The sequence below is a fragment of the Xanthomonas hortorum pv. pelargonii genome (assembly GCF_024499015.1).
Taxonomy (GTDB): domain Bacteria; phylum Pseudomonadota; class Gammaproteobacteria; order Xanthomonadales; family Xanthomonadaceae; genus Xanthomonas; species Xanthomonas hortorum_B.
This window is the reverse complement of record NZ_CP098604.1, coordinates 1,135,281-1,162,015: the sequence shown is the minus strand read 5'-3', so window position 1 is coordinate 1,162,015 and position 26,735 is coordinate 1,135,281. Positions and strand designations below refer to the sequence as shown.

At 63.3% G+C, this 26,735-nt stretch carries 22 protein-coding genes and 9 tRNA genes; 22 read left to right on the top strand and 9 right to left on the bottom strand.

Annotation, left to right across the window (positions count from 1 at the left end):
• Positions 1-42 precede the first annotated feature (42 nt).
• From ppk1 to NDY25_RS05100, 4 genes are all read right to left on the bottom strand, one after another.
• Complete coding sequence (gene ppk1 / locus NDY25_RS05115; protein ID WP_104551379.1) at positions 43-2,145, bottom strand: polyphosphate kinase 1; 2,103 nt, start codon at positions 2,143-2,145, stop codon at positions 43-45.
• Between the two features lie 121 nt (positions 2,146-2,266).
• Positions 2,267-3,595, bottom strand: a complete 1,329-nt coding sequence (gene phoR, locus NDY25_RS05110; RefSeq protein WP_167387194.1) for a phosphate regulon sensor histidine kinase PhoR — start codon at positions 3,593-3,595, stop codon at positions 2,267-2,269.
• Between the two features lie 79 nt (positions 3,596-3,674).
• Entirely contained in the window at positions 3,675-4,364 is a 690-nt protein-coding gene (phoB, locus tag NDY25_RS05105; protein WP_006451737.1) for a phosphate regulon transcriptional regulator PhoB, read from the bottom strand.
• 195 nt (positions 4,365-4,559) lie between these two features.
• The gene (locus NDY25_RS05100) at positions 4,560-6,206 is read right to left on the bottom strand and encodes a M48 family metalloprotease (RefSeq protein WP_168956951.1); all 1,647 of its coding nucleotides are present in this window, start codon (positions 6,204-6,206) and stop codon (positions 4,560-4,562) included.
• Between the two features lie 148 nt (positions 6,207-6,354).
• On the opposite strand from NDY25_RS05100, the gene grxC reads away from it, so the two are divergent.
• The 3 genes from grxC to NDY25_RS05085 all read left to right on the top strand — a co-directional run bounded on the left by grxC (position 6,355) and on the right by NDY25_RS05085 (position 8,322).
• A complete protein-coding gene (gene grxC, locus NDY25_RS05095) occupies positions 6,355-6,663 on the top strand; it encodes a glutaredoxin 3 (protein ID WP_006451739.1) in 309 nt (102 codons plus the stop codon).
• The gene (locus tag NDY25_RS05090; RefSeq protein WP_074056792.1) at positions 6,660-7,055 is read left to right on the top strand and encodes a carboxymuconolactone decarboxylase family protein; all 396 of its coding nucleotides are present in this window, start codon (positions 6,660-6,662) and stop codon (positions 7,053-7,055) included. The genes grxC and NDY25_RS05090 overlap by 4 nt, the downstream gene beginning before the upstream one ends.
• Before the next feature lie 259 nt (positions 7,056-7,314).
• On the top strand, positions 7,315-8,322 hold the full coding sequence (locus NDY25_RS05085; RefSeq protein WP_168956950.1) for an isocitrate dehydrogenase: 1,008 nt from the start codon (positions 7,315-7,317) through the stop codon (positions 8,320-8,322).
• A gap of 115 nt (positions 8,323-8,437) precedes the next feature.
• Here NDY25_RS05085 and NDY25_RS05080 read toward each other — a convergent pair whose 3' ends face one another.
• The gene (locus tag NDY25_RS05080; protein WP_168956949.1) at positions 8,438-9,199 is read right to left on the bottom strand and encodes a Bax inhibitor-1/YccA family protein; all 762 of its coding nucleotides are present in this window, start codon (positions 9,197-9,199) and stop codon (positions 8,438-8,440) included.
• A gap of 152 nt (positions 9,200-9,351) precedes the next feature.
• Here NDY25_RS05080 and NDY25_RS05075 point away from each other — a divergent pair.
• The 5 genes from NDY25_RS05075 to NDY25_RS05055 all read left to right on the top strand — a co-directional run bounded on the left by NDY25_RS05075 (position 9,352) and on the right by NDY25_RS05055 (position 10,502).
• Positions 9,352-9,428 (top strand) — tRNA-Pro (locus NDY25_RS05075).
• A 42-nt stretch (positions 9,429-9,470) separates the two neighbouring features.
• Positions 9,471-9,547 (top strand) — tRNA-Arg (locus NDY25_RS05070).
• A 32-nt stretch (positions 9,548-9,579) separates the two neighbouring features.
• A tRNA-His gene (locus tag NDY25_RS05065) sits at positions 9,580-9,656 on the top strand.
• A gap of 84 nt (positions 9,657-9,740) precedes the next feature.
• Positions 9,741-9,816, top strand: a tRNA-Lys gene (locus tag NDY25_RS05060).
• A gap of 239 nt (positions 9,817-10,055) precedes the next feature.
• The gene (locus tag NDY25_RS05055; RefSeq protein ID WP_233366316.1) at positions 10,056-10,502 is read left to right on the top strand and encodes a hypothetical protein; all 447 of its coding nucleotides are present in this window, start codon (positions 10,056-10,058) and stop codon (positions 10,500-10,502) included.
• A 4-nt stretch (positions 10,503-10,506) separates the two neighbouring features.
• Here NDY25_RS05055 and NDY25_RS05050 read toward each other — a convergent pair whose 3' ends face one another.
• The gene (locus tag NDY25_RS05050; protein ID WP_168956947.1) at positions 10,507-11,802 is read right to left on the bottom strand and encodes a PAS domain-containing sensor histidine kinase; all 1,296 of its coding nucleotides are present in this window, start codon (positions 11,800-11,802) and stop codon (positions 10,507-10,509) included.
• A 267-nt stretch (positions 11,803-12,069) separates the two neighbouring features.
• On the opposite strand from NDY25_RS05050, the gene NDY25_RS05045 reads away from it, so the two are divergent.
• The 10 genes from NDY25_RS05045 to NDY25_RS05000 all read left to right on the top strand — a co-directional run bounded on the left by NDY25_RS05045 (position 12,070) and on the right by NDY25_RS05000 (position 21,415).
• Positions 12,070-12,154 (top strand) — tRNA-Leu (locus NDY25_RS05045).
• Between the two features lie 203 nt (positions 12,155-12,357).
• Positions 12,358-13,653 carry a trigger factor gene (gene tig / locus NDY25_RS05040; protein ID WP_168956946.1) on the top strand — a complete coding sequence of 432 codons (1,296 nt, stop codon included), beginning with the start codon at positions 12,358-12,360 and terminating at the stop codon, positions 13,651-13,653.
• Positions 13,654-13,776: 123 nt separating this feature from the next.
• Positions 13,777-14,403, top strand: a complete 627-nt coding sequence (clpP, locus tag NDY25_RS05035; protein WP_023902875.1) for an ATP-dependent Clp endopeptidase proteolytic subunit ClpP — start codon at positions 13,777-13,779, stop codon at positions 14,401-14,403.
• A 124-nt stretch (positions 14,404-14,527) separates the two neighbouring features.
• Positions 14,528-15,814: an ATP-dependent Clp protease ATP-binding subunit ClpX gene (gene clpX, locus NDY25_RS05030; protein WP_256627826.1), complete on the top strand. Its 1,287-nt coding sequence runs from the start codon at positions 14,528-14,530 to the stop codon at positions 15,812-15,814.
• Positions 15,815-15,958: 144 nt separating this feature from the next.
• Complete coding sequence (lon, locus tag NDY25_RS05025; RefSeq protein ID WP_168956945.1) at positions 15,959-18,430, top strand: endopeptidase La; 2,472 nt, start codon at positions 15,959-15,961, stop codon at positions 18,428-18,430.
• A 214-nt stretch (positions 18,431-18,644) separates the two neighbouring features.
• Positions 18,645-18,917 (top strand): HU family DNA-binding protein, encoded by a 273-nt coding sequence (locus tag NDY25_RS05020; RefSeq protein ID WP_006451749.1) that lies wholly within the window; start codon positions 18,645-18,647, stop codon positions 18,915-18,917.
• Between the two features lie 11 nt (positions 18,918-18,928).
• Positions 18,929-19,003: transfer RNA gene (locus tag NDY25_RS05015), tRNA-Val, on the top strand.
• 28 nt (positions 19,004-19,031) lie between these two features.
• Positions 19,032-19,108: transfer RNA gene (locus NDY25_RS05010), tRNA-Asp, on the top strand.
• 94 nt (positions 19,109-19,202) lie between these two features.
• A tRNA-Asp gene (locus NDY25_RS05005) sits at positions 19,203-19,279 on the top strand.
• Positions 19,280-19,444: 165 nt separating this feature from the next.
• Positions 19,445-21,415: a peptidyl-prolyl cis-trans isomerase gene (locus tag NDY25_RS05000; protein ID WP_168956944.1), complete on the top strand. Its 1,971-nt coding sequence runs from the start codon at positions 19,445-19,447 to the stop codon at positions 21,413-21,415.
• 446 nt (positions 21,416-21,861) lie between these two features.
• Here the strand turns inward: NDY25_RS05000 and NDY25_RS04995 are convergent, their stop codons facing one another.
• Positions 21,862-23,040 (bottom strand): lytic transglycosylase domain-containing protein, encoded by a 1,179-nt coding sequence (locus NDY25_RS04995; RefSeq protein ID WP_168956943.1) that lies wholly within the window; start codon positions 23,038-23,040, stop codon positions 21,862-21,864.
• The gene (gene gloB / locus NDY25_RS04990; RefSeq protein ID WP_168956942.1) at positions 23,037-23,804 is read right to left on the bottom strand and encodes a hydroxyacylglutathione hydrolase; all 768 of its coding nucleotides are present in this window, start codon (positions 23,802-23,804) and stop codon (positions 23,037-23,039) included. Before gloB ends, NDY25_RS04995 begins: the two co-directional genes overlap by 4 nt.
• Before the next feature lie 12 nt (positions 23,805-23,816).
• Here gloB and NDY25_RS04985 point away from each other — a divergent pair, with 12 nt between their 5' ends.
• From NDY25_RS04985 to dnaQ, 3 genes are read left to right on the top strand one after another with little or no spacing between them, the layout of a single operon-like run.
• Positions 23,817-24,473 (top strand): hypothetical protein, encoded by a 657-nt coding sequence (locus tag NDY25_RS04985; RefSeq protein WP_006450175.1) that lies wholly within the window; start codon positions 23,817-23,819, stop codon positions 24,471-24,473.
• Positions 24,474-24,504: 31 nt separating this feature from the next.
• Positions 24,505-24,957: a ribonuclease HI gene (rnhA, locus tag NDY25_RS04980; protein WP_104550701.1), complete on the top strand. Its 453-nt coding sequence runs from the start codon at positions 24,505-24,507 to the stop codon at positions 24,955-24,957.
• A gap of 12 nt (positions 24,958-24,969) precedes the next feature.
• Complete coding sequence (dnaQ, locus tag NDY25_RS04975; RefSeq protein WP_168956941.1) at positions 24,970-25,704, top strand: DNA polymerase III subunit epsilon; 735 nt, start codon at positions 24,970-24,972, stop codon at positions 25,702-25,704.
• Here the strand turns inward: dnaQ and NDY25_RS04970 are convergent.
• The gene (locus tag NDY25_RS04970; RefSeq protein WP_168956940.1) at positions 25,701-26,405 is read right to left on the bottom strand and encodes a PP2C family protein-serine/threonine phosphatase; all 705 of its coding nucleotides are present in this window, start codon (positions 26,403-26,405) and stop codon (positions 25,701-25,703) included. The two genes, dnaQ and NDY25_RS04970, sit on opposite strands and share 4 nt — an antisense overlap.
• A 197-nt stretch (positions 26,406-26,602) precedes the next feature.
• On the opposite strand from NDY25_RS04970, the gene NDY25_RS04965 reads away from it, so the two are divergent.
• Positions 26,603-26,691: transfer RNA gene (locus NDY25_RS04965), tRNA-Ser, on the top strand.
• Positions 26,692-26,735: the final 44 nt, after the last annotated feature.

Here is a 26,735-nt window from a genome sequence, read left to right as displayed (position 1 = left end):
GCACCAACGCACGACTGCGCGCTACGTGTTGTCAGCCGCTTGTTAGACCCGATCGAGCAAGGTCATCTGCGCCGAATGCGCCGGCTCGCCGGGACCCGGCGTGCGCTTGTGATAGACGCCCTCGGCATCCAGCTCCCAGGCGTTGACGTTGTCGTCCAGGTAGTTCTGCAACGCTTCGCGATAGACCCGCTTGGCCAGGTCCGGGTCCAGGATCGGGAAGCAGGTCTCCACGCGCCGCAGCAGATTGCGTTCCAGCCAGTCGGCGCTGGCGCAATACAGTTCCGCCGCACCATCGTTGCCGAACCAGTACACGCGGCTGTGTTCCAGAAAACGCCCCACGATCGAACGCACGCGGATGTTGTCGGAGAAGCCCGGCACGCCCGGCCGCAGCGTGCAGGCGCCGCGTACGATCAGATCGATCTGCACACCGGCTTGCGACGCCGCGTACAACGCGCGCACCACCTGCGGCTCGTTGAGGGCATTCATCTTGGCGATGATGCGGCCCGGGCGACCATTGCGGGCCAGCCGGGTTTCGCGTTCGATCCGCTTCAGCACCCCGGTATGCAGGGTAAACGGCGATTGCAGCAACTGCTCCAGCTTCATCCGCGGAGCAAGACCGGACAATTGCTGAAACAGCATGTGCACATCGTTGCCGATTTCCACATCCGCCGTGATCAGGCTGATGTCGGTGTACAGACGCGCGGTGCCGCTGTGGTAATTGCCGGTGCCCAGATGTACGTAGCGTTTGAGCTTGCGCCCCTCGCGTCGCACGATCAGCAGCATCTTGGCGTGCGTCTTGAAACCAACCACGCCGTAGACCACCTGCACGCCGGCTTCCTGCAGCTTGTCGGCCAGGCCCAGGTTGGCTTCTTCGTCGAAGCGCGCACGCAGTTCCACCACCACAGTGACGTCCTTGCCGTTGCGCGCGGCCAGGATCAGCGCATCGACAATCAACGAATCCTTGCCGGTGCGGTACAGCGTCTGCTTGATCGCCAGCACGTTCGGGTCGACTGCGGCCTGGCGAATCACGTCCAGCACCGCAGTGAACGCATCGAAGGGATGATGCAACAACACATCGCCCTTCTTGACGATCTCGAAGATGCCGTCGTTGTCGCGCAAGGTGCGCGGATTGAACAACGGGTACTTGAGTTCCGGGCGCTGCACCAGGTCGTAGACCTGGGTGACACGGCTCAGATTGACCGGCCCGACGATGCGATACACCGCGTTTTCGTTCAAGCCGAAGTTCTGCAGCAGCGTGCGCATGATCGGCGACGGGCAGTCGTGCGCGATCTCCAGCCGCACCGCCGGCCGGTAGCCGCGCGTGACCAGTTCGTCGCGCAATGCCAAGGCCAGGTTTTCGACTTCTTCCTCGTCCACCACCAACTCGGAGTTGCGGGTGACGCGGAACTGATACGAGCCCTTGACCTGCATGCCCGGGAACAGCTCATCCACAAACTCGGACAGCACCGAAGACAGAAACACAAAGCTCTGCGTTCCCTCCGGCGACAGGCTGGCCGGCAACTGGATGATGCGCGGCAACGAACGCGGCGCCCGCACGATGGCCAGATGGCCGGCGCGGCCAAACGCATCCTGGCCATCCAGCACCACAACGATGTTCAAGGTCTTGTTGAGAATCTTCGGGAACGGATGCGCCGGGTCCAGGCCGAGCGGCGACAGCACCGGCATGATCTCGTTGCGGAAGTACGCGCGCAGCCAGCGCTTCTGACGCGAGTTCCACGTCGAGCGGCCCAGCACCGCCACCCCGGCAGTTTCCATCGCCGGGCGTAGCACTTCGTTCCACGCGTGGTACTGCTGCTCGACCAGCTTCGCCGCGCGATCGTGCACGGCATTGAGGATGGCGGTGGGGCTCAGCCCATCGGGTGCCGGCGGCAATCCGAATTCCTGCGCGTGCCTTACGGTGGCCGCGCGGATTTCGAAGAATTCGTCCAGGTTGGTGCAGGAAATGCACAGGAAGCGCAGCCGTTCCAGCAACGGGACCTGCTCATCCAGCGCCTGCGCCAGCACCCGGAAATTGAAATCCAGCTGCGACAGTTCGCGGTTGATATACAGCGACGGCTCGCGCAACGGATCGGCGGCGATCTCTTCGGAAGAAGCGGTGTCGTGGGAGTGTTTGGCGTGGCCCATGGAGTCGATCATCAAGACGGAATGGAATGCGTCGTTAGCGCGCGCAATATGCAGCGCGGTGCGACGTGGCGCGCGCTGCGCAGGTGCATCGCACCGCGCTGCGGCGCGCACCCACTACATATCACGCCGAGCGTGACAGTGGCAGGGACTGATCGCGCTGCACCACGCGTGCAGCCACAAAATGACACGAGAATTCGCTGCCGCGCCCGACTTCGCTTTCGATCTCCAGCCGCGCCTGATGCAGCCCCAGGATGTGCTTGACGATCGACAACCCCAGCCCGGTCCCGCCGCTCTCGCGCGAGCGGCTGCTGGAGACGCGATAAAACCGCTCGGTGATGCGCGGCAGATGCGAGGCGGGAATGCCGTAGCCGGTGTCGCGCACCGCCAGTGCCGCGCCATCGCCGTCGCGCACGAAGCGGATCGTCACCTTCCCACCGCCAGGCGTATAGCGCACTGCGTTGGTGACAAGGTTGGAGAACGCGCTATGCAGTTCCTTGTTGGAGCCAAGCAGATCCACGCCGGCCTCGTCGAACACTTCCACCGTGTGGCGGCCCTGGCTATGCGCCTCGGCTTCGCGGCGTAGCGTGGACAGCATCGGCGCCATCGCCACGTGTTCCTCGCCGAGTTCTTCCTGCGATTCCAGCCGCGACAGCGTCAGCAGATCTTCGACCAGTTGCGCCATGCGTTGCGATTGCTTGCGCATCTCCGCGAGCATCGGGCCCGAGTCGGGGAAGTCTTCCGGGTCGAGCATGTCCAGATAGCCGTGCACCACCGTCAGCGGTGTGCGTAGCTCGTGCGAGACATTGGCCACGAAGTCGCGGCGTACCTGCTCCAGCCGCAGCAGCTTGCTGACATCGCGCGCCACCAGCAGCCAGTAGTCGTCGGAATAGGGGATCAGGCGCAGATTCAGCCGCAGATCCGGATCGACCGGCGAGGCGGCATCGAGCATGGGTTCTGCATTGCGACCGGCCGCCAGCCAATGCGCCAACGGCAATGGCTGCAGCCGTTCCACCACCGACACGCCCATATCGCCGGGATGATGCAGGCCAAGCAGGCCACCGGCGGCCTTGTTGAACCACTGCACGCGCTGGCTGTTGCGATCCACCACCACCACCGCATCGGGCAACGCCTGTGCGGCGGCGCGGTAGGTGCGCAGCATGTCGATCAGGCGACGCTTGCGCCCGCGCATTTCGGCCTGGCTGCGATAGAGCAGCCGATCCAGTTCGTTCCAGGCACCGACGCCGGCCGCCGGCTCGGCACGCTGGCGTGCAGTGAGCCGCCGCAGCACCTGACGCAGCCGCCAGTAATGCCAGGCCAGTACGCCCAGCGCAGTCAGCGTCAGCGCCATCCACACATGTTCGATCAGCACACCGGTCAGCACGGCAGCGCCCAGCAACAGCGCCAGGGTACCGAGCGTCTTGAACCAGGCGGAACGAATATGTTGGGGCATGGAAGGCGTTACCACGGAGCGTCGGGTAGGCACGCAGCCCGACCGGTGTCAGCGGCCGGGCCGGCCTGTGCGGCAAGCATCAGGCGGCCGAAGAGAAACGGTAGCCCGAGCCACGCACGGTCTGCACCATGTTTTCCAGGCCGAACGGTTCCAGCGTCTTGCGCAGGCGGCGGATATGCACGTCGATGGTGCGCTCTTCCACGTACACGCTGCCGCCCCAGACATGATCCAGCAACTGGGTGCGCGTGTACACGCGCTCCGGATGTGTCATGAAAAAGTGCAACAAGCGGTATTCGGTCGGGCCGATCGGCACCGGCGCGTCGCCGGCGAACACCCGATGCGCGGCGCCATCGATGCGCAACCGGCCCACGGCCACGCTGCCGTCTTCGTCGTCTTCGCGGGTGCGGCGCATTACCGCACGGATGCGCGCCAGCAATTCGCGCGCCGAGAACGGCTTGACCACGTAATCGTCGACCCCGGCCTCCAGGCCACCGACGCGGTCGTTTTCTTCGCCGCGCGCGGTCAGCATGATGATCGGAATCTCGCGGGTCAGCGATTCCTTGCGCCAGCGCCGCGCCAGGTCCAGCCCGCTGGTGCCTGGCAACATCCAGTCCAGCAGGATGAGGTCCGGCACACGGTCGGCGATGGCGGTCTGCGCCTCGCGGGCGTCGCCAGCATGGATGGGTTCGAACTCGCCCTTGCGCAGCGCGAACGCCACCATGTCGCGGATTGCGGGTTCGTCGTCGACGATCAGGATGCGTTTCTGCACGCGGGGCTTACCGTCTGGCTTCGATGGTCGCCAGTAGACTACGGTTTTGTGACTCTAATGTGACATGGCAGGCGCATTACGTCGTTCGCACCACTAATAAGCGGGCTGTGCTGCGAGGCGACAGGCAGGCGTTGCGGCATCGAACACGCGATTTGTCATCCCGGACAGTGAAGCCACCGCACTGCATGACATGCGCTAACGCGTGGACAGATCCGGGTCGCGGATGCCCTGGCGGCGCAGTTCCAGCACCGTGGGCGTAATGGCGGCAATGCGGGCGTCCACGCGCGCACGTGTCACATAATCGAGATCTTTCTTCTTCAGCGCCTCCAGCTGGATCAGCGCCTGTTCGGCGCGGCCGTTCAAGTACGCGGATTCGGCATAGGCCTCGCTGGCGCGCAGCTGGTCGCCGGCCAATTCGCAGGCGCGGGCGTAGGTCTGCTGCAACAACGCATCATCGCCGTTGCGATACAGCAGCGGTTCCAGCACCTGGCGCGCACGCTGGCCGGATGTCTCGGTCGCCTGCTCGTTGAGCGCGCCGGCATAGGTCAGCGCCACCGCACGGTTGGTTGGCAATTGCTTGAGCAGCGCATCGAAACGCGCATTGGCCACCTCGCGCTGGCCCACGCGCGCCTGCGCCTCGCTCAGGCCCAGCGTCAGCCATAAATTATCCGGATGCGCCTCCAGCAGGCTGGCCAGTTCGGCCACCGGCTCGCTTGGCCGCCCGCCGCTGTTGCGCAAGCGCGCCAGGGCCAGCCCGTAGCGCTGCGCATCGGTCAGGCCGCCCTTGGCGCTGCGGCGCAGGGTCTCGTATTCGCGAATGGCCGCATCCGGGGTGGTTGCGCTGAGCACGCGCAGGCGCTCCTTGGCCCAATCGAAGCTTTGCTGTTCGCCGCTGCGGCTGAGCGCATCCACCGGCAACCGCAACGCATACGGAAGAATCGTATTGCCGTTGCGGCTCAGCGGCTCCGACAGCGACGGGTCGGAGGGATTCACGCGCTCCTGGCGCGTGCCGCCCGGCACCGAGGTGGTCAGCACCACGGTGTTCTTCTTCATCTGTTCGGCGCGCGCCTTGGCCTCGCTGATGCGGGTGACGGTGACCGGGTGGGTCTGCAGGAAGTCCGGCGCGCTGTAGCCGCCCTCGTTGGCGCGCATCGCCACCGACATGCGCTCGAAGAAGCCGGCCATCGCATCCACGTCGTAGCCGCTGCGCACCAGCGTGCGAATGCCCAGCCGGTCGGCTTCGGATTCATTGGAGCGGGTGTAGTCGATCTGGCGCTGCTGCATCAGCCCCATGGCGCTGGTGATGCCGGCCATGGTGGCATCGCCCTTGGAATTGCCGCCGGCCTGTTGCGCGGCGACCACCGCCGCCAGCATGCCGAGAAGGATCGGGATCTGATCGCGCTGCGCCCGCTCAACCCCGCGCAACACGTGCTGCTGGGTGACGTGGGCGATTTCGTGCGAGAGCACTGCGGCCACTTCGTCCTCGCGCTCGGCCGTCAGCACCAGCCCGGCGTTGACCGCAATGTAGCCGCCCAAGGTGGCGAAGGCGTTGATCTGGCGGTCGCGCAGCATGAAAAACGTAAACGGCTGCTGCGGCTGGTCGCTGTTGGCGCCCAGCCGGGTGCCCATGGTCTGCAGCCAATCGGTGACCAGCGGGTCGTCCAGCACATAGTCGTAGTTGCGCAACTCGGCCAGCATCATCTTGCCGTACTCGGCCTGGCGCGCCGGGGTCAGCAACTCGCCGGCAGACGAACCGATATCGGGCAGGCGGCTTTCCTGCGCAGGTGCCACACCCATGGCAACGGCCAGCGTGAGGGCAGTGGCGAGCGGTAGCAGGCGCAAGTAGAACTCCCAGGTGATGCGCGGAGCATGCGGGCAGCAAGGCGCAGGGGCGTGAATCGACAGTTAATCCACAGTGTTGCGGTGACGACATGGAAATTCCAGTCGCCCGGTACCATTGTCAGACCTCAGACCAACCACGGAGTTTCCCGTGAGCCAAGACCCTAACGTGCAGGATGCGGCCACCGGCCCGCAAATCACCCTGTATTCCTCCGCGATCTGCCCGTACTGCGTGGCGGCCAAGAACTTCCTAAAGAGCAAGGGCAGGACCTGGACCGAGGTGCGCATCGACCTGGACCCGGCCGAGCGTCACAAGATGGTCGCGCTGGCCAAGCGCACCAGCGTGCCGCAGATCTTCGTCGGCGACGTCCACGTGGGCGGCTACGACGACATGATGGCCATGCACCGCGCCGGCAAGCTCGAACCGTTACTGGCCGGCGCCACGGGTGGCCAGGCATGAGTGAGCACGAGGGCGGCAGCGACGACCGTCTGCGCGAGTTCACCGAATTCCGCCAACGCATGAATCAACGCATCCTGGCCGAGCCCAACCAGGTGGTGCGCCGCTTCTTCGCGTTGGACACCCAGACCTATCAGGCCGGCGCGCTGGACGTCAAAACTAAGGAGCTGCTCGGCCTGGTCGCCTCGATGGTGCTGCGCTGCGACGACTGCATCAGCTACCACGTCGCCCAATGCAAGGAGGCCGGCGTGACCCGCGAAGAGTTCTTCGAAACCTTCTCGGTCGGCCTGGTGGTCGGCGGCTCCATCGTCATCCCGCATCTGCGTCGCGCGGTGGACTTCCTCGACCAGCTCGAAGGCGGCGCGCAGGCCCCGGCGCAGCACGCGCACGACTGATGCATGACTGGTCGGGAGTCGACCGGCGTGTGAGTCAGGATTGGTCATTCGGGATCGGGATTCGTAAAAGCGAGCCGGTCGCGCGCGCCGCCCATCGAGGCGGCGCGCTGCGTTGTGGAGGGTGTGCGCCGCTCTTAGACCAAGGTCGGTTTGGGCGCCTTCACCGGCATCGGGCATAATTGCCTGTGAAACCTCCTTGCGCCGCTCTGCCGGGTTTTACGGCTGGCGCTCCCCCCTTCAAGTTCGGAAACCCAACGTTATGACGCAGACAATCACGGTCATCCGCGGCGACGGTATTGGCCCGGAGATCATGGATGCCACGCTGTTCGTGCTCGACGCGCTGCAAGCTGGCCTGACCTACGAGTACGCCGATGCTGGCCTGGTCGCGCTGGAGAAGCACGGCGATCTGCTGCCGGAGTCGACCCTGGCTTCGATCACCAATAACAAGGTGGCGCTGAAGAGCCCGCTGACCACGCCGGTCGGTGAAGGTTTCAGCTCGATCAACGTCGCCATGCGTCGCAAGTTCGACCTGTACGCCAACGTGCGTCCGGCCAAGTCGTTCCCCAACACCAAGTCGCGTTTCGCCGATGGCGTGGACCTGATCACGGTGCGCGAGAACACCGAAGGCGCCTACCTGAGCGAAGGCCAGACCGTGTCCGAGGATGGCGAGACCGCGTTCTCCGGCGCCCGCGTCACCCGCAAGGGCTCCGAGCGCATCGTGCGCTACGCCTTCGACCTCGCCCGCGCTACTGGCCGCAAGAAGGTCACTGCGGTGCACAAGGCCAACATCATCAAGTCGACCTCGGGCCTGTTCCTGAAGGTGGCACGTGACGTGGCGACGCAGTACCCGGAAATCGAATTCCAGGAAATGATCGTCGACAACACCTGCATGCAGCTGGTGATGCGTCCGGAACAGTTCGACATCATCGTGACCACCAACCTGTTCGGCGACATCATCTCCGACCTGTGTGCCGGTCTGGTGGGCGGCCTGGGCCTGGCCCCGGGTGCCAACATCGGTCTGGATGCGGCGATCTTCGAAGCCGTGCACGGCTCGGCGCCGGACATCGCAGGGCAGGGCAAGGCCAACCCGTGCGCGCTGCTGCTGGGCGCGGCGCAGATGCTGGATCACATCGGTCAACCGCAAAACGCCGAGCGCCTGCGCGAAGCCATCGTGGCCACCCTGGAAGCCAAGGACTCGCTGACCCCCGACCTGGGCGGCACCGGCAACACCATGGGCTTCGCCAAGGCCATCGCCAGCCGCCTCTGAGCGAACCAGCGACTGGAAACAAGAAGGGCGCCTAGGCGCCTTTCTTTGCTTGAAGTTCGGGATGCGGAAGGGGGCCGCTCTTGCGATTCCCTAATCCCGATTCTCGATTCCCCGCTTAATTGCGCGACTGCAGCTTCGACAACAACCGCAGGAACTCGATGTACAGCCACACCAGCGTCACCATCAGGCCAAACGCGCCGTACCACTCCATGTGCTTGGGGGCGCCTTGTTCCACACCGCTTTCGATGAAGTCGAAGTCCAGCACCAGATTCAGTGCTGCCACCACCACCACGAACAGGCTGAAGCCGATGCCGATCAGCCCCGAGTCATGGATGAACTGGATGCGCACACCGAACAAGCCCAGCACGATGGTCGCCAGATACACCAGCGCAATGCCGCCGGTTGCCGCAACCACGCCCAGCTTGAAGTTCTCGGTGGCCTTGATCAGTCCACTGCGGTAAGCAAACAGCAGCGCGAACATCGTGCCGAAGGTCAGCAGCACCGCCTGGAACACGATGCCGTTGAAGCGCGCCTCGTACACCGCCGAAATCGAGCCAAGAAAGAAGCCTTCCACCAGCGCATACAGCGGCGCGGTGATCGGTGCCCAGGTCGGCTTGAAGCTGGTCGCCAGTGCGAACACCAGCCCGCCGATCGCGCCGGCAATCATGTACAGCTTGGCTGCAGGCAATGGCATGCCGTCTGCACCAACAGATTGCGACCAGGCGAAAGCAGCGGTGAGCACGGCCATCAACAACAACGCACCGGTCTTGTTGACGGTGCCGTTGAGGGTCATCGCCTGGCCGTCGCGGGTGACGACCGAGCCGGAGCCAAGGTCGAGGAATGTGGATTCCCGAAGGGCAGGGTTGCCGCTACGCATGCGTGTTCTCCATGAAATGTAGGTGCTCGCCATGGTGGTGAGCGTTGTCGCGAGGATACCGGATCGGCGAATTGACGCAGAGTGATTGACAGCGAGGCCAATCGTTCCCAAAATAGCCGACCTTTCCAGCCTTCGGGATTGAAAGGTCCCGCCGGGGTATAGCGCAGTCTGGTAGCGCGCCTGCTTTGGGAGCAGGATGTCGGGGGTTCGAATCCCTCTACCCCGACCATTCCGAGCTTCTTGCGGCGTGGGAATGCAACGTTCGGTCCGGGCGCCCGTAGCTCAACCGGATAGAGCACCGGCCTTCTAAGCCGGCGGTTACAGGTTCGAGTCCTGTCGGGCGCGCCATCGGCGGTGCGGTAGGAAGTAGGTTTTCAGTGGTGGCTGTAGCTCAGCTGGTTAGAGTACTGGATTGTGATTCCAGATGTCGGGGGTTCGAGTCCCCTCAGCCACCCCACTGATTGCAGGAAATGTTGGACCCGACGCATCGCGGGGTGTTGCAACGAAGCAAAAACGCACATACAATGTGCGACCAGTTTCAGGGCCGTTAGCTCAGTTGGTAGAGCAGTTGACTCTTAATCAATAGGTCCAAGGTTCGAATCCTTGACGGCCCACCAAATAAAAGCACTTAGGCAAACACCTAGGTGCTTTTCTTTTCTCCGGCACTGGAAACAAGAAGAGACGTCTCAAGGCAGGAACTGCGCGAGTTGTTCGCTTGCAGCGAATTCTGCTGCTGTGTCTGTTCAGCAGTTGCCTAATCAAGCTTGTTGCTTGGCCGGCGCGAAGTCTGCGTGCATCGGATGCCTGGTGACCTGTGGTCTGCAGCCCAGGCCGGCAAACTCAAATGAGGCGTGATGTGTCCAGAGCAACACGGCGCTCGATCCTCCAGCAGGTCATGATCTTTGCAGTGGTCGGTCCTCCGCTAGGCGGATTGCTGGGCTTTCTGCAGTGGGCGCGGCTCGATAGCGAGACTGCTTTTCTGATCGCAGGCTTGTCCTACGTCCTGGTGTTGCCGGTGATTGCTGCCGCTGGTGCGGGATTGGGGTGCGCGTTGACGTGCCGTCGTCTGTATCGCGAGCGTGCGCCAAACCCCTTTGTCCAGATCGCAATCGGCGCGCTGAGCGGCCTGTTTTCGGCTGGGTTGGTCGTGTTGCTCACAGCGGTCGTTGGCGGCTGGTCCATGGGCTCGGATCGCGATCTGATCCTGGCCTTGGTGCGAAGCGGGCTATGGGGCGGCGGCACCTGCGCATTGCTTGCGTGGCTCTTCAGGTCACGCTTGTCGCGTACAACTACACCCCTGTAGCCGTTCAGGGCGATGCGGTCAGCTCAGACGTCTGGCTTCGTTGCATACGCGGAAACGCCAGCAAGAAGCGCGCACCTTTACCGGGAGCCGAACTCACTTCGACAAAGCCACCGGCCTGACGCACCGCGCTATACACCTGCGTCAAGCCAAGCCCGGCTCCTTTGCCTGCGTCCTTGGTAGTGAAATAGGCTTCGAATAACCGCGATTGCACACCTGCATCCATGCCATGTCCGCTATCGGCAACGGTGATGGTGACGTAATGCCCGCCCGGTTTGCTCAGGCTCGCGTCCTCGGCGGCCACGACGGTGTCGCCGGTTTCGATACGGATGGTGTCCCCGCTCTTGCAGGCATCGCGGGAGTTGATCACCAGATTCAGGATCGCGCGCTCCACCGTATGGCGATCGACCATGGCGCAGCATCCGCCTTCGCTGGTGCGCAACTGCAATTGCAACTCGGCGCCGACCACCTGTTCCAGCAATGGGCTCAGCTGTTCGGCCAATGCGGCAAGATCCACTGCCTCCGGGCTGTACGGATACTGGCGCGAAAATCCGACCAGCCGCTGCGCCATGACCGAGCCATGCTGAAGCGCCGCGTCGGCCACGCTCAGCAGCTTGGCATCGTGCGCATCGATCCTTGCGCGCTGTACGACCAGGTCGATGGCCGATGTCGCCGCCTGCAGCACGTTGTTCAAGTCGTGAACGACGCCTGCCAGCAATTGGCCGACCGCTTCGCCTTTCTGTGCCTGCTCGGAAATTTTCTCGGCCGCTCCCTGTGCGGCGCGCGCAATGTCCAGATCGCCTTCGATGCGCTCCTGCAGGTCGCGCAGGGTATGCAGTTCGGTCGACAGCGAATTTTCGCGCGCACGCGCCAGCATCAAGGCGCCGGTGGAAAACTCGCGTTCGGCCTTCAGCATGGAATCCAGCGTATGGAACGCCGCCTCCAGCGCCCTGCGGTCGGAGATGTTCTTGCTCACCGCAAGAATCGCCTCGACGTTGCCAAAGGCATCGAACAGCGGGCTGGTGACCACCTGCCAGGTCTGACGCACGCCGGCGAAGTTCACGCAGACGGCCTCGAATTCCTGGATCAAGCCATTCGCGGAGCCGGCGATCGCCGCATCGACCAGGCCCACGGCCTCGGGCGGCCACAATTCGCGCCATGGCTGCGAGATGAGCTGGTCGGGATGGCTGACGCCGAGTCCGGCCAGCCCATTGACGTTGATTGCCGTGATCCGCCCATCGAGGTCGATCTCTTTGATGCAATCGCGGGACAGTGCCACGATCTGGCGATATCGGTCTCTCATCGCGACTGCTGCCTCACTCATCTAGATTTAACGGAATTTTCGCAAATCCTACCTTTACCGTGTACGAGTAAAAGTACGAGGCTTTGATCGCTGCGGCGATGCAAAGTTTAACGGTTCACCTCGCTTCCCGGGCAAAGTGCGTCCGGGATAGCCTGCGGATCGGCTTCAAGCCCATTGGGCTTGAAGCCGATTGAACGTGCACCGCGGCATCACGACGCTTTTTCTTTCCTGGTATCCCTGCAACAATGCGCGGGCAAGCGCAACATCGCGAAAGTGGCGGAATTGGTAGACGCACCAGATTTAGGTTCTGACGCCGCAAGGCGTGGGGGTTCGAGTCCCCCCTTTCGCACCAATGCAGTGCGGCCGTGAGTGGTCCGGCCGCTGCATGATCCGCAAAACCGGCTGTCCAGACGCGAGCGACGCGGTTGTGCGCATGCCGCTGGCAGCGGCAGCCGTTATCGGCGAAACTACAAGGCTCGGCGGCTTTCTCGCCATCCGTCAACCCGCATCTTCCATCTCGTGCCGACGCTTGTGCTGTCGGTGGCAGGAGTCAACATGCAAGCATCGATCGAATCCACCGGCAATCTGGAACGCCGCCTGACCTTCACCCTGCCGCAGGAGCGTCTGGAGACGCACGTCGGTGGCCGCCTGCGCGAGATCGCGCGGACCGCGCGCATCAAGGGGTTCCGCCCCGGCAAGGTGCCCGCCAAGGTCATCGAGCAGCGTTTCGGTCAGCAGGTGCGTGCCGAGGCAATGGATGGTTTGCTGCGTGAGACCTTCGATTCGGCCGTGCGCGAGCATGCGCTGCGCCTGGCGGGCAACCCGCGGATCGACAAGGCCGGCGAGAGCGATTTCGATTTCGTCGCCACCTTTGAAGTGGTGCCGGACTTCGGCGACATCGATGTGACCACGCTGTCGGTAGTGCGCCATACCGCCGAAGTGACCGACGCCGACATCGACCAGATGATCGAGAACCTGCGTCTGCAGCGTCGCACCTGGAACCCGGTCGAGCGTGGCGCCCAGGTCGGTGACCTGGTGGCGCTGGAGACCTGGTCGCAGGCCGGCGACGAGCGTCTGCCCGCTGAAGGCGTGGAGACCGGCAGCAGCGTGCTGGGCTCGGGCGTGATGTTCGATCAGATCGAAAAGGGCCTGGAAGGTCTGGCCAAGTGCGAAGACAAGACCCTGACCATCGACTTCCCGGCCGAGTGGCGCGTGCCACAGCTCGCTGGCAAGACCGTGCAGGTGCACGTCAAGGCGGTCGAAGTGTCCGAGCCGGTATTGCCGGTGGTGGACAAGGAGTTCATCAAGAGCTTCGGCGTGAAGAGTGGCGATGCCGAGCAGTTCCGCGCCGACATCCGTACCAACCTGGAGCGCGAGCTCAAGGGTGCGCTGATGAATCGTCTGCGGCGCGAAGTGGGCGAGCAGCTGATTGCCGCCTATGCGCATGTGGAAATGCCGCCGCGTCTGGTCGAAAACGAAGCACGTTCGATGCTGGCCCAGCAGGTGGAGCAGGTCCGCCGTAGCGGCCGCAACCCGGGCGAGATTCCGGCCGATGCCCATCAGGGTTTCATGGACGCGGCCGCCAAGCGCGTACTGGTCGGTCTGCTGGTGGGCGAGGTGGCCCGTCGTAACGAGCTGCGTCTGGAATCCAAGCGCGTCAGCGAAACGCTGCGTCTGATCGCCTCGACCTACGAAGAACCGGAACAGGTCATTGAGATGTACCGCAACGACCCCCAGTTGATGGGTGGACTGCAGAGTCGTGTGATGGAAGAGCAGGTGATCGACTGGATCGCCGAGCGCGCCCAACACACCGAGCAGCCGATGTCGTTCCAGGATGCGATCCGTCAATAAAATGCGAGTCCCTCGCAAGAGCCCGCACATCATGCGCGGGGATTCAGTAATGCGAATCCTTCGCAAGAGCCCGCACATCCATGTGCGGGGATTCAACTAATCGACACAGGAGATTCCCCTCGCGTGGACAATGTAACCAGAGCCTTGAACCTCGTCCCGATGGTGGTCGAACAGACCAGCCGCGGCGAGCGTGCGTACGACATCTACTCGCGTCTGCTGAAGGAGCGTCTGATTTTCCTAGTCGGTCCGATCGACGACCACATGGCCAACGTGATCGTGGCGCAGCTGTTGTTCCTGGAAGCGGATAACCCGGAAAAGGACATCAGCATCTACATCAACTCGCCCGGTGGCGTGGTCACCGCCGGCATGGCGATCTACGACACCATGCAGTACATCAAGCCGGACGTGAGCACCATCTGCGTCGGCCAGGCTGCATCGATGGGCGCGCTGCTGCTGGCATCGGGTGCGGCCGGCAAGCGCTATGCGCTGCCGAACTCGCGCGTGATGATCCATCAGCCGCTGGGTGGCTTCCAGGGTCAGGCAACCGATATCGACATCCATGCGCGCGAGATCCTGACGCTGCGTTCGCGCTTGAACGAGATCCTGGCCAAGCACACCGGCCAGTCGCTGGAAACGATCGGGCGCGATACCGAGCGCGACAACTTCAAGAGCGCGGTCGATGCGCAGGCCTATGGCCTGGTCGATCAGGTGCTGGAGCGTCGTCCGGAAGAGTCGATCCAGCCGTCCTGATCGCCAGATGCCTGAAATTGCAGGAAAAACGGCAGGGTCGGGCTGGACGGATGTCCTCTCGGCCCTGTGCTATTCTCGAAATCGAACCCCCGTGCATCGGGTGGGGTAACTGGGTAACAGAAGCATGAGCGAAGACCGCCAAGGTCGTTCCGGCGACAGCAACAAGATTCTCTACTGCTCGTTCTGCGGTAAGAGTCAGCATGAAGTCCGTAAGCTGATTGCCGGTCCCAGCGTATTCATCTGCGATGAGTGCGTTGAGCTGTGCAACGACATCATCCGCGAGGAACTCGAAGAGAAGGCGCAGTCGGCACGTTCCAGCTTGCCCAAGCCGCGCGAGATCCTCGAGGTGCTGGATCAATACGTGATCGGGCAGCTGCGCGTCAAGCGCACGCTCGCAGTGGCGGTGTACAACCACTACAAGCGTATCGAGAGCCGCAGCAAGAACGACGAAGTCGAGCTGGCGAAATCCAACATCCTGCTGGTCGGTCCGACCGGCTCGGGCAAGACGCTGCTGGCCGAAACGCTGGCGCGCCTGCTCAATGTGCCGTTCACCATCGCCGATGCCACCACGCTGACCGAAGCCGGCTATGTCGGTGAGGATGTGGAAAACATCATCCAGAAGCTGCTGCAGAAGTGCGATTACGACGTCGAGAAGGCGCAGCAGGGCATCGTCTATATCGATGAAATCGACAAGATCTCGCGCAAGAGCGAGAACCCGTCGATCACCCGCGACGTGTCCGGCGAAGGCGTGCAGCAGGCACTGCTGAAGCTGATCGAAGGCACGGTTGCCTCGGTGCCGCCGCAGGGCGGGCGCAAGCATCCGCAGCAGGAATTCCTGCAGGTCGACACCAAGAACATCCTGTTCATCTGCGGCGGCGCGTTCGCCGGCCTGGACAAGGTGATTCAGCAGCGGTCCAACGATGCCGGCGGCATCGGCTTCGGTGCCAAGGTCAAGAGCAGCGAGCGCAAGCAGGAAGTCGGCAAGATCCTGGCCGAAGTCGAGCCGGAAGATCTGATCAAGTTCGGCCTGATCCCCGAGTTCGTCGGCCGCCTGCCGGTGGTTGCCACGCTCGAGGAACTGGACGAGCCGGCGCTGATCAAGATCCTGACCGAGCCCAAGAACGCCATCACCAAGCAGTTCAAGAAACTGTTCGATATGGAAGGTGTGGAGCTGGAATTCCGCCCCGACGCCCTGTCTGCGATCGCCAAGAAGGCGCTCAAGCGCAAGACCGGCGCGCGCGGTCTGCGCACCATCGTCGAATCGGTGCTGCTGGATACGATGTACGAGCTACCGTCGCAGGAAAATGTCAGCAAGGTGGTGGTGGACGAGTCGGTCATCGAGCACAAGTCCGAGCCGTATCTGATCTACCAGGCGCAACCGGCTCCGGCCAAGGCCGCGTCCGGCGACTGAGCCTTTGATGCCGCGTCGCCAGGCCGTGGCCTCGCTCGCGGATAAAGGGTTTCCGACCGCTACTTGCAAGACCTCGCCGATGGCCCCATAACGGGGCCATCGGCTTTTTTTACGCCTTATTTCCCGATTCCTGCGGAGCGCCCCATGGCCCAGTCCCAACCAGAAGTTCTCGATCTGCCAGTGTTGCCGCTGCGCGACGTGGTGGTGTTTCCGCACATGGTGATTCCGCTGTTCGTCGGTCGCGACAAATCGATGCGCGCGCTGGAAAAAGCCATGGAGGCCGACAAGCGCATCCTGCTCGTCGCGCAGAAGTCCGCGGAAACTGATGACCCGACCGCAACCGATCTCTATACCGTCGGCACGCTTGCGCAGGTATTGCAGTTGCTCAAGCTGCCCGACGGCACCATCAAGGTGCTGGTCGAAGGGCTGTCGCGGGTCACCGTCGACAAGGTCGTCGAATTGGACGGCGCGCTGCAGGGGCAGGGCATCGAGGTCGAAGCCAGCGACGCGCGCGAGCCGCGCGAGGTGGAAGCGATCGCGCGCTCGCTGATGTCGCTGTTCGAGCAATACGTCAAGACCAATCGCAAGCTGCCGCCGGAGTTGTTGCAGACCCTGGCCGGTATCGATGAGCCGGGCCGTCTGGCCGACACCATTGCCGCGCATATTGGCGTGCGTCTTGCCGACAAGCAGCGCCTGCTGGAGATCACCGAAATCGGCGAGCGCCTGGAGTTGCTGGTCGGCCTGGTGGACGGCGAGATCGATGTGCAGCAGCTGGAAAAGCGCATTCGCGGCCGCGTCAAGTCGCAGATGGAGAAAAGCCAGCGCGAGTACTACCTCAACGAACAGATGAAGGCGATCCAGAAGGAGTTGGGCGATCTGGACGACGCGCCGGGCGAACTGGAAGAAATCGCCCGCAAGATCGCCGAGGCGGGCATGCCCAAGCCGGTCGAGACCAAGGCGAAGGCCGAGCTCAACAAGCTCAAGCAGATGTCGCCGATGTCCGCCGAGGCGGCCGTGGTGCGCAACTATCTGGATTGGCTGTTGGGCGTGCCGTGGAAGAAGCGCTCCAAGGTGCGCAAGGACTTGAAGGCTGCGCAGGACACGCTGGACGCCGATCACTACGGTCTGGACAAGGTCAAGGAACGCATCCTTGAGTACTTGGCCGTGCAGTCGCGCGTGAAGCAGATGAAGGGGCCGATCCTCTGTCTGGTCGGGCCGCCTGGCGTGGGCAAGACCTCGCTCGGGCAGTCGATCGCCAAGGCGACCAACCGCAAGTTCGTGCGCATGAGCCTGGGCGGTATCCGCGACGAAGCCGAGATCCGTGGCCATCGCCGCACCTATGTGGGTTCGATGCCGGGCCGGCTGGTGCAGAACCTCAACAAGGTGGGCAGCAAGAATCCGCTGTTCCTGCTCGATGAGATCGACAAGATGTCGATGGATTTCCGTGGCGACCCGTCGGCGGCGTTGCTGGAAGTGCTCGATCCCGAGCAGAACCATTCCTTCAACGACCACTATCTGGAAGTCGATCTGGATCTGTCGGAGGTGATGTTCGTCGCCACCTCCAACTCGCTCAATATTCCGGGTCCCTTGCTGGACCGCATGGAAGTGATCCGCATCCCCGGCTATACCGAGGATGAGAAGCTCAATATCGCCATGCGTTACCTGGTGCCCAAGCAGATCAAGGCCAACGGCTTGAAGCCGGAAGAGATCGAGATCGGCAGCGACGCCATCCAGGACATCGTGCGTTACTACACGCGCGAATCGGGCGTGCGTAACCTCGAGCGCGAAGTGGCCAAGATCTGCCGCAAGGTGGTCAAGGAAATCGCGCTCGCCGGTCCGCAGCCGGTGGTGAAAAAGCTCGTCGCCAAGAAGGGCAAGCCCAAGGCCCTGGTCGTGGTGAACTCGAAGAATCTCGACAAGTACCTGGGTGTGCGCCGCTTCGATTTCGGGCGTGCTGAAGAAGAGAACGAGATCGGTCTGGTCACCGGTCTGGCATGGACCGAAGTCGGCGGCGAGCTGCTGCAGGTCGAATCCACGCTGGTGCCGGGCAAGGGCAACCTGATCCTCACCGGTCAGCTTGGTAACGTCATGAAGGAATCGGCATCGGCTGCGTTGTCGGTGGTGCGTTCGCGCGCCGAGCGACTCGGCATCGATGTGGACTTCCTGCAGAAGCAGGACGTGCATGTGCACGTGCCCGATGGCGCCACACCGAAGGACGGCCCAAGCGCAGGTATAGCCATGGTGACCTCGCTGGTGTCGGTATTGACCAAGGTGCCGATCCGCGCGGATGTGGCGATGACCGGCGAGATCACCTTGCGTGGTCGCGTCTCGGCAATCGGTGGGTTGAAGGAGAAGCTGCTGGCTGCACTGCGTGGCGGCATCCGTACCGTGTTGATCCCCGACGAGAATCGCAAGGATCTTGCCGATATTCCTGCCAACGTGACGCGCGATCTGAAGATCGTGCCGGTCAAATGGATCGACGAAGTGCTGGATCTTGCACTGGAGCGTCCGCTGGCACCGAAGAAGGCGGGCAAGGAAAAGGCCCGCAAGACCGCCTCGCGCGTCGCCGTGCGCGGCAAGTCCCGCACTACTCCGGGTGCCCGCGTCAAGCACTAGAAGCGCTTGTCTAAACCCAGGCAAAACAAGCCAAAACCCGCGTCGTTATTGGGTTTTGGCTTGCGTGCGGTTGGGGGCGCTGGTATAAATGCACGACTCGTGGGCGCGGCAAATTGTGATGCGTCACGCGATACCACTTGTGTCGGGTTCTTCGCTAACGGCAAGAGCGCCGATTGTCGATTCCGCGGCATCTGCCGCAAAGGGAGTTTCAAGAATGAATAAAACCGAATTGATCGATGGCGTTGCCGCTGCCGCTGACATCTCCAAGGCTGAAGCTGGCCGTGCTGTCGACGCGGTTGTGAGCGAAATCACCAAGGCACTGAAGAAGGGCGAAGCTGTCACCCTCGTCGGCTTTGGTACCTTCCAGGTCCGCGAGCGCGCTGAGCGCACCGGCCGTAATCCGAAGACCGGCGACAGCATCAAGATCGCTGCTTCGAAGAATCCTGCGTTCAAGGCTGGCAAAGCCCTGAAGGATGCAGTAAACTAATCGACTCGCTAGGGTGCTTAGCTCAGCGGTAGAGCGTCTCCCTTACACGGAGAGGGTCGGGGGTTCGAAACCCTCAGCACCCACCATTAAGCACCAGGCAAACGTTTAAAGCGCGGAGCGGTAGTTCAGCTGGTTAGAATGCTGGCCTGTCACGCCGGAGGTCGCGGGTTCGAGTCCCGTCCGCTCCGCCAGTTACACCCGAAGCCCCTGAGCAATTGGGGGCTTCGTTTTCTCCACATCATTCGTACTGCGAATGCTGCAGAGAAAAAAGTCCAAGTTTAAAGCGGAGCGGTAGTTCAGCTGGTTAGAATGCTGGCCTGTCACGCCGGAGGTCGCGGGTTCGAGTCCCGTCCGCTCCGCCAGTTATACGAAAGCCCTCGGCCTTGTGCCGGGGGCTTTTTTTTGCAGCATTGCCAAAGGTTACGCGTTGAATAGCGCATCGCGGCCGATGGCGTGGAGCATTGGGCTGGGTGCTCGGCGCCAAGCGCGTTACACTGCGCGGCTCGCCCACAGGCCGTGATTTGCCAATGCTGCAGAAACTTCGCGACAAGACGTCAGGCTGGATCGCTACCGCCATCCTGGGGTTGCTGATGATTCCGTTCCTGTTCGTCATCGACAACAGCTACCTCGGCGGCATTGGCGCCAACAACGTGGCCAAGGTGCAGGCGCCGCCCACATGGTGGAAATCGGCACCTTCCTGGTGGCCGGTGTCGCTGCTGTGGCAGCACCATGAAATCAGTACGCAGGATTTCCGCGCACGCTTCGAGCAGGCGCGTATGCAGGAGCGTCAGCGCCAGGGCGAGAATTTCGACCCGCGCACGTTCGAATCGCGCGAAAACAAGCTGCAGGTGCTCGATCAACTGGTTGACGAGCAAGTCGTGCGTCTAGGTGCCGAAGATGCCGGCATCGTGATCGGCGATGCGACGGTGCGCGATTACATCACCGGCATTCAGGCGTTCCAGGTCGATGGCAAATTCAGCCCCGACCAGTACCGCGCCGCGCTCGCACAAGGCACGCCACCGCGCACGCCGGCGCAGTTCGACGCATTGGTGCGCGACAGCTTGCAGCAGTCGGTGATTCCGCAGGCGATTGCCGAGTCGGGCTTTGCGACCAAGGCCGAGTTCGAGCGCCTGCTCAAGCTGATGGGCGAAACGCGCGACGTGGAGCTGGCGATGCTGCCGCCACCGGCTGCAGACACCGCGCCGGTCAGCGATGCGCAGATCAAGCAGTGGTACGACGGGCATGCGCAGGATTTCCGTCAGCCTGAGACCGTGACGATCGAGTACGTCGAGATCAATGCGGCCAAGTTGCCGCCGGCAACCGCCGCCGACGAGGCGACCTTGCGCAAGCGCTATGAAGAAGAGAAGGGCCGCTTTGTCGAGCCGGACCAGCGTCTGACTTCGCACATCCTGATCAGCGCTGGCAGCGACCCCGCCGCGCAGAAGGCTGCCGAAGCGAAGGCAGCCAAGCTCGCCGCAGAAGCCAAGCAGCCGGGCGCCGATTTTGCTGCATTGGCGAAGGCCAACTCGCAGGATCCGGGCTCCAAGGGGGCTGGTGGCGATCTGGGGTGGGTCGAGAAGGGCACGATGGTCAAGCCGTTCGAAGACGCGTTGTTCGCAATGAAGGCTGGCGATGTGGTTGGCCCGATCAAGAGCGAGTTCGGTTACCACGTGATCCAGCTGCGCGAGGTCAAGGGCGGCCAGGGCAAGTCGTTCGAGCAGGTGCGCGATCAACTCGCTGCCGAGCAGCTCAAGGCCGATGCCGACAAGGCGTTTGCCGATGTGAGCGGCAAGTTGGTGGATCAGGTCTACAAGAATCCCACCGCGTTGGAGCCAGCGGCCAAGCAGGTCGGTCTGCCGGTGCAGACGCTGGGCCCGTTCTCGCGCGCCGATGCCAGTGGTATCGCGGCCAATCCGGCGGTGCTGCGTTCGGCATTCTCCGAGACGCTGGTGCAGGACGGCACGGTGAGCGACCCGATCACCATTGCGCCCAATCACAGTGTGGTGTTGCGTGTGACCAATCACAGCGCCGAGCAGGCGTTGCCGTTGGACAAGGTGCGCGACAAGGTGATTGCGGCGATCCATACCGACCGCACCGAGAAGGCGGCGGCGGCGGCTGCCGATGCAGTGTTGGCGCGGGTGCAGAAGGGCGAAACGTTGCAGGCGCTTGCGGCCAGCGAGAAGCTGCAGGTGCAGCCGATCCCCGGCCTGCCGCGCACCGCGCCGATCCCGACACCGGCGGCAAACCGTGCCATCTTCAGCGCGCCGCGCCCGACCGAAGGCAAGCCGTCGGTCGGCAAGGTGGAGCTGGACGGCGGGCGCTTTGCGGTCTTCGTCATCGCCAAGGCCACGCCGGGCGACCTGAAGCAGATGCCGGCCGAGCAGCAGACCATGCTGCGCGAACAGCTGAGCCAGATCGATGGCAACAACGCGGCGCAGGCGTACGTCAAGGAAATGCGCAAGCGTTACAAGATCCAGATCGAAGAGGCGCAGCTGTAAGGCTGTCTTCTTCAGCTGGTGAAGACGAGAAAGCCCGGGTGACCGGGCTTTTTCTTTGGGATATCTGTGCGTGCCGTGGGGCTGAGGCCTTGTAGGTGCGTTTGACGTACTCGGCCGATGTCTTCGGGGTCGGGGTCGATGGTGTGTCTGCTGGTTCAAGAGCGCTAGAAAGACTGCTCTCTAATGCTGCCCACATGCTGACGAGCGCGCGTGGCCACGCAGTTCGCAGTCGATTGAATGGGGTGGCCCATTGCCGTTCGATTATTTCAGCACGCCTGCTGTGTCGCCGGCAGTTTCGCCCAGGCGTTCAAGCGTGCAGCAGCTGCTGCACCAGGCAATCCTGATCACGGTGATGCTGGCTGTCTAGAACGTCATGCGAGCGACGGTGGCAGGCGCGATGTCGCTGCGGACCAAGTGGATTACTACGTAGGCTGCGTTGTGTCGGCTTAAGGCCTGTCGTCGAAAGACAACACCATGCCCGGCTTCAGCACCGCACGCTTGTCCAGCCCATTGCTGGCAAGCAGCGTCGCCACAGTCACGCCGTAGCGGCGCGCAATGGCCCAGGCGGACTCGCCGTTACGCACCGTATGCGTACGCGCTTGCGCGTTCGACGTCCTGGCAGTCGTGGCGACCACCGTAGGCGCGGCATCGTTGGTCTCGGCAATCCTGCCCACATCAGCGGATGCGACTACGGCACCGGCCGAGCCGGGCTGTGCTGCTGCGACTGGGGCAAGTACATGCACACCACTTGGCGCAGCACGTGCGCTGGCCAATGCCGGATTCAGCCGGGCGAGCAGCTGCGGCTCGATGGCGCGCTGTCCGGCCCAGGCGTTGAGGCTGGTGCCAACCGGCAACGCGTGTTCGGTCAGTACGGGAACCGGGCGGTCGAGCGAGGTCAGCAGGTTGCCTTGCTGTTGCGCGTGGTCGAGTACACAGGCGAGCGCGTGCAGCTTTTCGACATACTCATAGGTGACCTTGGACATGCCGGGCAGCTCGGACGGACGCGCGTTCTGCGCGTTCATACCGGCCGTGCGCATCGCCTGCAGCACACGGTACTCGCCAGCGTTGTAGGCCATCAGCGCCAGGCGCCAATCGCCGCCGAACATGCCGTAAAGCGTCTTGAGATAACGTACCGCAGCGGTGGTGGAATCCACTGCCGAGAGGCGGCCGTCGTATTGCGCGCCAACCGGCACATGGTGGTTGCGCGCAGTGGTGGCGATGAACTGCCACAAGCCGGCCGGTCCGCTACCATTGCGGGCGCCCGGGCGGTAGCCGCTTTCCACAAAAGGAATCAGCGCAAACTCGGTCGGCATGTCGGCCTTGCGCAGCTCGTCGACCACGTAGCCGAACAGCGGCAGGACATCCTGTGCATCGTCGGCCAGACGGGCTGGTGCGCGCGAGAAGTGCTGTTCCCAACGCGTGTCGCTGTGCTCGCTATCGCAGCCTGGATCTGCACGCCCGTCCAGAAACGACGAAAAGATGTCCTGACCATTGCGCAGGCTGGGTGCGGCTGGCGGCGTCGTCGAGCTGACTGTGGGTGTGGGGCGGCTTGCGTCGACGGGCGATGCGGCTGCTGGTGCAATGGCCGCACAGGCGGCCAACGCTGCCAAAAGCAAGCGCCTCATGCGCGAAATTCGTCTTTCCAGCGCCGAAGTTCGGCGAAAACATCTACATCGGAGGAAAGTGCGCCAGATGCGCGCGCTGCGACTGCGGCGCGAATCTCGGGACTGCTGGTACGGAGAAAAGGGTTGGTGGCCAGTTCACTCTTGAGCGAAATCGGCAGGGTAGGACGGGCTGCTTGACGCATGGCCTGGGCTTCCTGTTGACGGCGCTGCAAGGCAGCGTTGGTGGGATCGACGTGCAGCGCGAAGGACGCGTTGGCCAACGTATATTCGTGGCCGCAACACACAAGCGTTTCGCCGGGCAGAGAGGCCAGGCGTTGCAACGAGTCGAACATCTGAGGAGCGGTACCTTCGAACATCCGCCCACAGCCTAGGCTGAACAGCGTATCACCGCTGAACAGATGCTCGTCGGTGACAAAGGCGATGTGGCTGCGGGTGTGGCCCGGCACCTCGAGCACTTCAAAGCCCATGCCAAGCAGAGTCAAGCGCTCGCCTTGTCCTACCTGGCGGGCATCGGCGGGACTGCGTTCGTCGGCAGGGCCGAACAGTTCCAGGTCCGGCCAGCGCTGCTGCAATGCCGCCACGCCGCCGATGTGGTCGGCATGGTGGTGGGTGAGCAACACGGCGCTGGGAGTGAATCCTTCGCGCTCTGCCGCAGCGAACACCGGCTCTGCCTGACCGGGGTCGACGATGACAGCGCGGCCATCCGCAGCGACCAGCGCCCAGATGTAGTTGTCTTCGAATGCGGGCAGGGCGGTCAGTCGCATAGAATTGGGACCATGCCTGCCACGCCCTTCTCCCGTCAAGCTGGCGTCTCATCCTGGTTTGAAACAGGCGCGGGGCGCAGTCTGCTCCAGCTGGAGCGCCAAGTGGCGCTGGCGGCGCTGCAAACGCGTCCGTCGCAGCCCTGGTTGTGGCTGACGCCAACCACCGACCTGCCGCCGCGCGAGGCGTTGCAGGGGCGTGGTTTGCGCTTGTATCGCAGCGCGGGGCGCTTCGCTGGCGATGCGCGTTGCGCGATGCCGTTCCCGTTGCCGGCCGAGAGCCTGCAGGCGATTGTGGTGCAGCATGCGGTGGTCGGCGGCGCGGCGGAATTTTTGGCCGAATGCGAGCGGCTGCTGATGCCCGGCGGCCGGCTGTGGCTATTCACGCTCAATCCGATGAGCCCCTACCGCTTTCGCTGGGCGCGACGTGGTCCGGTCGCCCTGCGGCCGGATCGCTGGCGGTTGCTGGCGCAACGTGCGGGGCTGCAATGCGTGGACCAGGAACGTTACCTGGGGCCGATCTGGCGTACCGGAAGTGGCCCCTCCGGCCCTGGCCGCGCACCCTGGCGCGCGGTGTATTTACTCGAAGTGGAAAAGCGTGCCGCCGCTTCGATCGGCCCGACCCCGATCGCAATGCCCTCGCGCTGGCCACAGCCCGTGGCCACGATCTGACGACTGATTACTTTCCAAACACCAGAAGCTGATGAAATCAATTGAAGTGCATACCGACGGCTCCTGCCTCGGCAATCCCGGGCCGGGCGGTTGGGCGGCCCTGTTGCGTTACAACGGCCGCGAGAAGGAATTGGCCGGCGGCGAAGCCACCTCCACCAACAACCGCATGGAGTTGATGGCGGCGATCATGGCGTTGGAAACGCTCACCGAGCCATGCCAGATCGTGCTGCATACCGACTCGCAATACGTGCGCCAGGGCATCACCGAATGGATGTCCGGCTGGGTGCGGCGCGGCTGGAAAACTGCCGGCGGCGACCCGGTCAAGAATCGTGAACTGTGGGAGCGGCTGCACGCGGCCACGCAGCGTCACAGCATCGATTGGCGTTGGGTGAAAGGCCACAATGGCGACCCGGATAACGAGCGCGTCGACGTGCTTGCCCGCAATCAGGCCATTGCCCAGCGCGGCGGCCTGGCAACACAATAAGCAAGAGGATTCATGCGTCAGATCATTCTCGATACCGAAACCACCGGCCTGGAATGGCGCAAGGGCAACCGCGTCGTCGAAATCGGTGCGGTGGAGCTGCTGGAGCGGCGCCCCAGCGGCAACAACTTCCATCGCTATCTGAAGCCCGATTGCGACTTCGAACCCGGCGCGCAGGAAGTGACCGGGTTGACCCTGGAATTCCTGGCCGACAAGCCCTTGTTCGCCGATGTGGTGGAGGAGTTTCTGGCCTACATCGACGGCGCGGAGCTGATCATCCACAACGCTGCGTTCGATCTGGGCTTCCTGGACAACGAACTGTCGCTGCTGGGCGACAACTACGGCCGCATCGTCGAGCGCGCCACCGTGGTGGATACCTTGATGATGGCGCGCGAGCGTTATCCGGGGCAGCGCAATTCATTGGACGCCTTGTGCAAACGTCTGGGCGTGGATAATTCGCATCGCCAGTTGCACGGCGCCTTGCTCGATGCGCAGATCCTGGCCGATGTGTATATCGCGCTGACGTCTGGCCAGGAGGAAATCGGGTTTGCCAGCGCCGATGCCGGTCAGAGCACACAGGACGCTGACGGCATGATCAGCTTCGATCCGGCACTGCTGTTGCCGCGCCCGCGCGTGGCGGTGACTGCCTCGGAGTCGCAGGCGCACGAGGCGCGTCTGGCGCAGTTGCGCAAGAAGGCCGGGCGTGCGCTGTGGGATGCGCCGGTCGAAGAGGTTGCCGCTGCCGGTTAGTAGCTACGTACCAGAATCGCGGTGATGTTGTCCGAGCCGCCGCCATCCAGTGCGGCGGCGACCAGGCATTCGACGCATTCCTGCGCGCTGCAATCGGCTTGCGACAAGGTTGCGGCGATGGTGGCGTCGTCGATTTCTTCGGTCAGGCCGTCGCTGCATAGCAGCAGCTGCATGCCGGATTTGAGTTCGCCCTGCATGGTGGCGACATTGAGGTGGGCCGGGTCGGTCACGCCCAACGCCTGGGTCACCACGTTGCGATGCGGATGCGCGCGTGCCTGCTCGCTGGTGAGCGTGCCCTGCGCGATGAGTTCCTGTACGTAACTATGGTCCTGGCTCAGCTGTGCGAGCCGGCCGTCGCGCCACAGATAGGCACGGCTGTCGCCGACCCAGGCCACTTCGAAGCGCTGGCTCAGCACACGGGCAGCGACCACGGTGGTGCCCATTGGCAAGGTATCGTTGCAGCGGCGCGAGGTCTTGATGATTTCTTCATCGGCAATACGCACCGCCTGCGCCAGCGGTGTGCCGGCGCGCACTTCGCGCACGATGGTTTCGCGCGCCAACGCGCTGGCCACTTCGCCGCAGGCATGCCCGCCCATGCCATCGGCGACCAGCCATAACCCCAGCTCGCTGTCGCCGTAGTACGTGTCCTCGTTGAGGTCGCGACGCAGGCCGACGTGGGTGAGATGTCCGAATTCGAGCATGGGGCCGGGTCGCCAGAGGAAAGATGCGCCACCATCATCGCGGCCCGACCGGCCAGCGGCAACAGACTGCTTGCCGGTACTGCAGTGCGGGTTCACTCCGGGCCCGGATGGCGCAGTGTGTCGAGCTTGCCCAGCCCGCTTGTGGCTTGGCGCCTGTGCCCGTATGATTCACGGCCCCGGGACACCGGGGACCATCTGGAGAGGTGGCAGAGCGGTTGAATGTACCTGACTCGAAATCAGGCAGGCGTTTATAGCGCCTCGGGGGTTCGAATCCCCCTCTCCGCCAGATTCGCATTAGCCCCCGCAAGGGGGCTTTTGTTTATGGGTCGC